4 protein-coding genes, 1 tRNA gene, 2 rRNA genes and 1 pseudogene (1 of these 8 only partly in view) are annotated in these 8,294 nt (G+C 57.0%); 4 read left to right on the top strand and 4 right to left on the bottom strand.

The window, feature by feature from the left end; genetic code table 11:
• The 4 genes and pseudogenes from KI797_RS19315 to KI797_RS19300 form a co-directional block, all read left to right on the top strand.
• Positions 1-1,452 (top strand): 23S ribosomal RNA (locus KI797_RS19315) (it extends 1,438 nt beyond the left edge of the window).
• 124 nt (positions 1,453-1,576) lie between these two features.
• Positions 1,577-1,691 (top strand): 5S ribosomal RNA (gene rrf, locus KI797_RS19310).
• Positions 1,692-1,788: 97 nt separating this feature from the next.
• Positions 1,789-1,865: transfer RNA gene (locus KI797_RS19305), tRNA-Asp, on the top strand.
• A gap of 137 nt (positions 1,866-2,002) precedes the next feature.
• Positions 2,003-3,163, top strand: a pseudogene (locus KI797_RS19300) (IS3 family transposase).
• 998 nt (positions 3,164-4,161) lie between these two features.
• Here KI797_RS19300 and KI797_RS19295 read toward each other — a convergent pair.
• The 4 genes from KI797_RS19295 to kefF form a co-directional block, all read right to left on the bottom strand.
• Positions 4,162-5,148, bottom strand: a complete 987-nt coding sequence (locus tag KI797_RS19295; RefSeq protein WP_043131274.1) for a helix-turn-helix transcriptional regulator — start codon at positions 5,146-5,148, stop codon at positions 4,162-4,164.
• 292 nt (positions 5,149-5,440) lie between these two features.
• Positions 5,441-5,827 (bottom strand): SirB2 family protein, encoded by a 387-nt coding sequence (locus KI797_RS19290; RefSeq protein ID WP_005332163.1) that lies wholly within the window; start codon positions 5,825-5,827, stop codon positions 5,441-5,443.
• Complete coding sequence (gene kefC, locus KI797_RS19285; RefSeq protein ID WP_226170684.1) at positions 5,824-7,680, bottom strand: glutathione-regulated potassium-efflux system protein KefC; 1,857 nt, start codon at positions 7,678-7,680, stop codon at positions 5,824-5,826. The genes KI797_RS19290 and kefC overlap by 4 nt, the downstream gene beginning before the upstream one ends.
• The gene (gene kefF / locus KI797_RS19280; RefSeq protein WP_226170682.1) at positions 7,680-8,276 is read right to left on the bottom strand and encodes a glutathione-regulated potassium-efflux system oxidoreductase KefF; all 597 of its coding nucleotides are present in this window, start codon (positions 8,274-8,276) and stop codon (positions 7,680-7,682) included. The genes kefC and kefF overlap by 1 nt, the downstream gene beginning before the upstream one ends.
• Positions 8,277-8,294: the final 18 nt, after the last annotated feature.

The following is an 8,294-nucleotide window of genomic DNA, read 5'->3' as shown; positions in this document are numbered from 1 at the left end:
GACGGTTGTCCTGGTGAAAGTGCGTAGGTGGTGTTTCTAGGCAAATCCGGAGACACAACACTGAGACACGAGACGAAGCCACTACGGTGGTGAAGCCATTGATGCCCTGCTTCCAGGAAAAGCCTCTAAGCTTCAGATTACAAGTCATCGTACCCCAAACCGACACAGGTGGTCGGGTAGAGAATACCAAGGCGCTTGAGAGAACTCGGGTGAAGGAACTAGGCAAAATAGAACCGTAACTTCGGGAGAAGGTTCGCTCTTGACAGTGAAGTCCCTTGCGGATGGAGCAGTTGGGAGTCGCAGTGACCAGATGGCTGGGACTGTTTATCAAAAACACAGCACTCTGCAAACACGAAAGTGGACGTATAGGGTGTGACACCTGCCCGGTGCCGGAAGGTTAATTGATGGGGTTAGCGCAAGCGAAGCTCTTGATCGAAGCCCCGGTAAACGGCGGCCGTAACTATAACGGTCCTAAGGTAGCGAAATTCCTTGTCGGGTAAGTTCCGACCTGCACGAATGGTGTAACCATGGCCATGCTGTCTCCACCCGAGACTCAGTGAAATCGAATTCGCCGTGAAGATGCGGTGTACCCGCGGCTAGACGGAAAGACCCCGTGAACCTTTACTACAGCTTGGCACTGAACATTGAACCTACATGTGTAGGATAGGTGGGAGGCTTTGAAGGCGTGACGCCAGTTGCGCTGGAGCCGTCCTTGAAATACCACCCTTGTATGTTTGATGTTCTAACGCAGGGCCCTGAATCGGGCTCGCGGACAGTGCCTGGTGGGTAGTTTGACTGGGGCGGTCTCCTCCCAAAGAGTAACGGAGGAGCACGAAGGTTGGCTAATCCTGGTCGGACATCAGGAGGTTAGTGCAATGGCATAAGCCAGCTTAACTGCGAGACGGACAGGTCGAGCAGGTACGAAAGTAGGTCATAGTGATCCGGTGGTTCTGAATGGAAGGGCCATCGCTCAACGGATAAAAGGTACTCCGGGGATAACAGGCTGATACCGCCCAAGAGTTCATATCGACGGCGGTGTTTGGCACCTCGATGTCGGCTCATCACATCCTGGGGCTGAAGTCGGTCCCAAGGGTATGGCTGTTCGCCATTTAAAGTGGTACGCGAGCTGGGTTCAGAACGTCGTGAGACAGTTCGGTCCCTATCTGCCGTGGGCGTTGGATGATTGAAGGGAGTTGCTCCTAGTACGAGAGGACCGGAGTGAACGAACCTCTGGTGTTCGGGTTGTCACGCCAGTGGCACTGCCCGGTAGCTAAGTTCGGAATCGATAACCGCTGAAAGCATCTAAGCGGGAAGCGAGCCCTGAGATGAGTCATCCCTGACCCCTTGAGGGTCCTAAAGGGCCGTTGGAGACCACAACGTTGATAGGTGGGGTGTGTAAGCGCGGCGACGTGTTGAGCTAACCCATACTAATTACCCGTGAGGCTTAACCATACAACACCCAAGAAGTGTTCTGGGCCTTGTAGCAAATCGAAGAACTACTACCTAATTCAGTGATAATGACAAGGCAAACTAGCCGAGTTGTTATTCACGTCAGCTTTCCAGATGAAGTTTTTTGCCTGGCGGCCATAGCGCCGTGGAACCACCTGATCCCATGCCGAACTCAGAAGTGAAACGCGGTAGCGCCGATGGTAGTGTGGCATTCGCCATGCGAGAGTAGGACACTGCCAGGCACCCAATTAAACAGCGCCGTGCACATCACGACGTTGGCCGAGAGGATGACACCTCATTGAAACGGCAAACAATTTAGCAAAAAGCTAACCAGACAGCGGAGCGGTAGTTCAGTCGGTTAGAATACCGGCCTGTCACGCCGGGGGTCGCGGGTTCGAGTCCCGTCCGCTCCGCCACTAACAAGAAGCCCAGTCTCACGACTGGGCTTTTTTTTGTTTCAAGTCCCCCGAGACACCACTAAAGTCTCAAATGAATCACCCCTGCTTTCCTAGACACCTCAAGAGCCTCAAACTGAGGTCATTCAGGAGGTGTTATGAGCAAGCAGCAGCGTTACACGGAAGAATTCAAACTGGCCGCCGTCAAGCAGGTGACTGAGCGCCATTACCCAGTGGCAGAGGTCGCTGAGCGACTTGGTGTTTCCAGCCACAGTCTCTACGTCTGGATCAGACGCTACAGCCAGCCCGACGTGCAGCAACAGTACGATTCCAGCCAGCAAGCCGAGATCCGGCGCCTCAAGGCTGAACTGCGCCGCGTCACCGATGAGCGAGATATCTTAAAAAAGGCCGCCGCGTACTTTGCCAAGCTGTCAGGGTAAGGTACGCCTTCATCCGGGAGCACGCATCCACACATCCCATTCGCCGACTGTGTCGGATGATGAATGTCCACCCGAGCGGTTATTACGCCTGGCAGCACCAGCCTTTATCTGCCCGAGCACTTGAAGACCAACGCCTTCTGGGCCAGATCAAATCAAGCTATGTTGGCTAGAAAGCGGCGGTGTCTATGGTTATCGCAAGAGCCGGGATGACCTGCGAGAGATGGGTGAGACCTGTGGGAAACACCGGGTGGCGCGATTAATGCGTCATGACGGTTTACGTCCACACAAACCGGTTATCGTCGCCGTCCCGGTCATTATGGTAGCCGGCCAACATTGGTTGCACCGAATCATCTTGAACGCCAGTTCGATGTGACTGAGCCAAATAAGGTCTGGGTAACGGACATCACTTATATCCGACCCCATGAAGGCTGGCTCTATCTGGCCGCAGTATTGGATTTGTTTTCACGACAAGTCATTGGTTGGTCAATGGGGCCACGGATCGACCGAGAGCTGGCCATCAACGCGTTACTGATGGCGGTGTGGCGACGGCAACCCGAGCAGGAAGTGCTGGTTCATTCTGACCAAGGGAGCCAGTTTAGCAGCTATGACTGGCAGGATTTTTTGCGGGATCACCGGCTCAAGGCCAGCATGAGCAGACGTGGCAATTGTCATGATAACGCGGTGGCGGAGAGTTTCTTCCAGCTCCTCAAACGCGAGCGGATCCGACGTAAAACCTATACGGATCGCGAGGAGCCCCGGCAGGATGTGTTCGATTACATTGAGATGTTTTACAACCCCAAGCGTCGGCACAGTTTCAACAATGGACTATCGCCAGTAGAGTGTGAGAAGCAATATTTCGAACGGCTCAAAAGTGTCTAGAGAAGCCGGGGCGATTCAGTTTCGATAACTGTGGCCAGGAGTCGTCCACGAGATGCATGCGATGCCTGCGGGTGAGGCGATTCATGCAACAGCTCCGGGGCATAGGGTAAGTGCGCGCCTAGGATGGACTTATTCACCGAAGTGGATATAAAGAAAAGGGGACGGCGGTGCCGTCCCCTCAAGTCATCTCGTCCAGTCCCTGAACTGCCATGCTCCCTGCAATCCTTGACTCTATCCTTTCCTTTGGAATTTCCCCTTCCCATTCCATTGGGGTGTCCTGTGGCCATCCTAGCCTGGCAATCACTCCTGATTGCTTCACCCTCTCCATCCTGGAGGTGTCCATTACCACATCCAGTGGTGTTCCTTGCGTCATCCTGACAGACAACCACCCTGGTCATCTCGCTTCATCCTGAAGCTGTTCCTGCCGCTCCTGCGGGGTTCCTGTCATCCTGAAGAGTGACTATCCGTGCCACCCTGCCTCATCCCGAGGTGTCCTGCGACCGCATCCTGCGGTTGTCCTGTCATTCCTTGTGATAACCATCCGGGTTATCAACCTCATCCTGAGGTGTCCTGCCACATCCTGTGGCTTTTCCTATTTATGCGCTTTATGCGCTGTTCCTGCATCCTGCCGAACCAGCCATCCTTGTGAGACCCATACTAAGGCAATCGTGGGCAGGAACAAGGCATGAAAGGCCATCAGATAGCGTCGGATGATGAATGGATATCTACCATTAATCTTAATTTGTCTTTTTTATCAGTGTCTTATTTAGTTTCTCAGGAAAGCGTGGGGCTCTCGGGATGGCTTCACGTACGGCTCAACACTGAGGGGTCTTACAGGAGGAATGGCGGATCTCTTACAACCAAAAACAGGGAGGAAAACGATGGTACAGAAGGTTCAATCTGGGATGTAAGAGTTAAAAATTAATTGAATAAATATGTGTGAAAAACAGACAAAAGCCGAGCTCATGCTCGGCTTTTCATCATTCATCCGATTGTGCTCAGCTGACTCGGGTACCCGGTGTCGGATATGCCTTGCGCAGGGACTCCGGTGCCAATACTTCCAGGTTGCCGCTCATGTTGTTCAACCAGGAGCGGAACTCGGGCGTATCCTGGACCTCGGTCTCCACCACCACGCTGCGCTTGTCGTAGCGGGTCATGCGTGGGTTGTGCCCCGGGATCTGCCCATCGATCAGGGTGGGGCAGTTGGCGTCGATGCGCCCGACGAAGCGGATCGGACCGCTGACGTCCTGATAGCCCTGGTCGCGTATCAGCCTCTGGACATTGAAATCCTTCGGCTGGGTGGCGCTGAAGTTGGTCAGTTCCACATTTTTTATGTGATCGAACGGAATGCCGTAGACCTTGGGATCCAGCTCGGACAGGGTGCAGAGCAGGATGGGGCCATCGGGCTGGTTCAGGATCCCGAGCGGATTGATACGGTCATAACAGAGCCACACGGTGCGCTCCTTGATGACGCGCTGGATCTCGGCGCTGAACTTGCGACCACGCCAGAGGGCGTCGCGGATCAGGGTGCTGCGGCGGATCTCCGGGTTGCCGGCAAATGGGCGCGGCGACTGATGCACGCTCTCGAGCCAACGTTCCGCCAGCTCGCTCTGACTGTCCCGGATCACCTGGCTGGCCTTGTCGACCAGAGGATTCAACTCGGTCAATACACTCGCCGGTAGCAGTTGGCTCGCCTGATCACTCCAGGTTTTAAGGGCCACCGCAAGCGAGAGCGGCATGATGTTGGCAAAGTCGTTCAGCCCGTGGCGCTCGAAGCACCAACCGTGAGGTTTGCTGCGCTCATCGGAGGTGAGGTCGAACAGTCCCATGCCGGACATCTCTTCCAGATCCCGTTGCACGGTACGCAGACTGACGTGAATGCCTTCCTCTTCCAGTTTTACCTGGAGCTGGCTGGCGGTCAGCTTGTAAGGGCGGTGCGGGATGCAACGCGCCAAGGTCAGTTGTCGTAACAGCTTCTTACTCATGGTGCATGCCTTCACTGGTTTAGCGTTGAGTGTATCCTAGCCATGACATGCGACAGTCTATGTCGCAAGTTTTGCTGCGACAACTGTCGCCATTTTCATACATATCAAGATAACATATTGATAAATATCATAAAAACAAAAATTAAGGGGGTTGTATGGGGCCTTTTTTTGCCAAAATAAAGCGTTCGCTTCTTTTCCCCTATTGTCACGGTCGGGGGGAAATGTGTAGGGAGAATGAGAGGGGGAGGTGGAAAGGGGGTGAGGGACTGAGCCCTCACCGGCAAAGAGGGGATCAGGCCACCCAGGACCAGGCTGACTTGGTGATGGCGGCGCCAATCATGTAACCAAACACCGCCAGCGCCGCCACACCGGCCACCAGCTTCTGGCCGCGAGCAGGGCGCTTGAGCGCCATGACCCCGAGACCTATGTAGACTACCAGGGCGATCAGCTTGGCCATCAGCCATGGCTGTTGTCCCGGGCTCATCTGCAGGGTCACCGCCAGCAGCACGCCAAACAGCAGCAGGAAAGTGTCGTTGATATGGGGCAGCACCTTGAGCCACTTCTGTTGCAATCGCCCGCTGCCAGCCAGTGCCAGGCTCCAGCGGTAGATGAACAGCAACAGGCTGACCAGGGCCAGGGTCATGTGCAGGTGTTTGAGCATGGGGTAATAGGCAATCATATTGCTTCCTTGTCGTTGTCGGGCAGACCGCTGTTCCAGTTGTGAGCGTGGGTACGCTCCTGTCCTTCCTGATCGTCTTGCAGCAGATCGGAGAGGATCTCGCGGTATTGCAGGCTCTTGTTGATATAGGTGTGTTCATCATCCAGGTAGTTGACCTGTTCCCGCAGCAGCCGGTTGTCATACTGCTTGAACACCTGGCCCGCACGCCAGGCCTGATTGGCCCGAAATCCCAGCTGAGTCAGTGCTTCTACCCCCAGATCCACGGCCGAACCCAGGGTTTCCCGGTGAACGCTGTCGACGCCGTGACGGAGGATCTCGTGAGCATGGGGCCTGTCCTGGGCGCGGGCCAGTATCTTGAGGTGCGGGAAGTGTTTCTTCACCATCTCGATCACCTCGAGAGAGGTGGCCGGATCGTTGATGGAGAGCACCAGCAGCCTGGCCTTGTGGGCGCCAGCGGCATGGAGCAGGTCGAGTCTGCTGGCATCCCCGTAGAATACCTGATAGCCGTACTTGCGCAGCATCTCTATCTGGCTGGCGTCCTGTTCGAGGATGGTGGTGCCGATGCCGTGACCGTGCAGCAGACGTCCGACTATCTGACCGAAGCGGCCAAAACCGGCGATGATGACGGGGTGCTCGACCAGCTCGGGTTGCTCGTGCTCGGGTGTGTCGGCCTGGTTGCGGTAGTCGAACCATGGCTGGATCACCCGATCGTTGAGGATCAGCGAGAGCGGCGTCAGCGCCATGGAGAGCGCCACCACCAGGGTCAGCAGCGAGATGATGTCACTGGGCAGCACCTTGTTCTGGGTGGCGAATGAAAACAGCACAAAGGCAAATTCCCCCCCTTGCGCCAGTGCCAGGGCAAAGGTCCAGCGCTGGCTCGGCGAGATGCGAATGACCAGGGCGAGCACCATCAGGACCCCCCATTTCAAGACCATCAGGCCTACCACCAGGGACGGAATGAGTAGGGGATGAGCGGCAAACAGGCCGAAGTCGATGCCGGCCCCCACCGACATGAAGAACAGGCCGAGCAGCAGTCCCTTGAACGGCTCTATGTCCGCCTCCAGCTCGTGGCGATACTCGCTGTCGGCCAGCACCACCCCGGCGAGGAAGGAGCCCAGGGCGGGGGAGAGCCCCACCGACTCCATCAGCACCGCGATGGCTATCACCAGCAGCAAGGCTGCGGCGACGAAGATCTCCCGCATGTGGGATTGAGCGATGGCACGAAATACCGGCCGCATCAGGTAGTGGCCGCCCAGTACTATGCCGGCGATGGCGGCAACCACCAGCAGACCGTGCTGCCAGCCCGCCAGATCCGGATTGCCGTTGCTGGCTACCGGCGCGATGGCGAGCAGCGGCAGGATAGCCAGGATGGGGATGACGGCGATGTCCTGGAACAGCAGCACAGCGAAGGCGGAACGGCCGCTCTCGCTCTGCATCAGTTTACGTTCCTGCAGGCTCTGCAGCACGATAGCGGTGGAGGAGAGTGCCAGAATGAGGCCGATGGCGAGCCCCTGTTGCCAGGGCAGGCCGATGAGATAGCCCACCCCGGTCAGGGCGGCGGTGGTGAGCAGTACCTGCAGGCCACCTGTCCCCAGGATGGGGCCCTTCAACTGCCACAGCAGGGCGGGACGCAGCTCCAGCCCGACCAGGAACAGCATCAGCACTACCCCGAACTCGGCGAAGTGCATCACATCCTTCTGCTCCCCCACCAGCCCCAGCAGGAAGGGACCTATGATGATGCCCGCCAGCAGATAACCGAGCACGGACCCCAACCCCCAGCGCTTGGCCAGTGGCACGGCGATCACCGCCGCCGAGAGGTAGATCAAGGCGTCAAACAGCAAGCCATGTCCCATCAGAGCACCTCCAGCAGATCGCGCAGATAAGGGCTCGCACCCAGCTGGGCCGGGGTCAGTTGTTCATCGCGCAGGGCGCAGAGCAGTTGACGATAGTCCTGGCCGCAGCGGTGCAGGGCCTGGGGATCCTTGAGCTTGTGGAAGGAGTGCAGTACGAAGGGAGGCAGCCAGTGCATGCCGCAGAGCTGCGCCGTCTGCTGGAACGGCAGCAGGAAGTCGAGCAGGGGCCGCTGGTTGTAACCCGCGCTGCAATAAGATTCGGGGGCGCCCCCGGTGGTGATGGCGGAGAGCCACTGTTTGCCGGCCAGGACATGAGCCTCCGGGCCGTAGGCATAGCCATATTCCAGCACCAGGTCCATCCACTCCTTCATGATGGCGGGGCAGGAGTACCAGTAGAAGGGGTGCTGGAAGACGATGAGATCGTGCTCCGCCAGCAGTGCCTGCTCGCGCTTCACGTCTATATACATGTCCGGGTACTGCTGATAGAGGTCATGCAGGGTGACCCCCTCCAGGCCGTTGATGGCCTGCAGCAGTTGCCGGTTGGCCCGGGAGCTCTGCAGCGCCGGGTGCGAGAAAATAACCAGAATGCGTTTCATGGGGTCATAACCTGAGCG

Origin of the sequence: Aeromonas media (assembly GCF_020423125.1) — a bacterium.
Lineage (GTDB): Bacteria > Pseudomonadota > Gammaproteobacteria > Enterobacterales > Aeromonadaceae > Aeromonas > Aeromonas media.
The sequence above is the reverse complement of the archived record's forward strand: the minus strand, read 5'-3'. Positions and strand labels throughout refer to the sequence as shown.

Excerpts from the sequence above, each read along its gene's own strand:
- KI797_RS19290 (WP_005332163.1), bottom strand. The coding sequence starts at position 5,827 with ATGATTGCCTATTACCCCATGCTCAAACACCTGCACATGACCCTGGCC.
- kefF (WP_226170682.1), bottom strand. The coding sequence starts at position 8,276 with ATGAAACGCATTCTGGTTATTTTCTCGCACCCGGCGCTGCAGAGCTCC.
- kefC (WP_226170684.1), bottom strand. The coding sequence starts at position 7,680 with ATGGGACATGGCTTGCTGTTTGACGCCTTGATCTACCTCTCGGCGGCG.
- KI797_RS19295 (WP_043131274.1), bottom strand. The coding sequence starts at position 5,148 with ATGAGTAAGAAGCTGTTACGACAACTGACCTTGGCGCGTTGCATCCCG.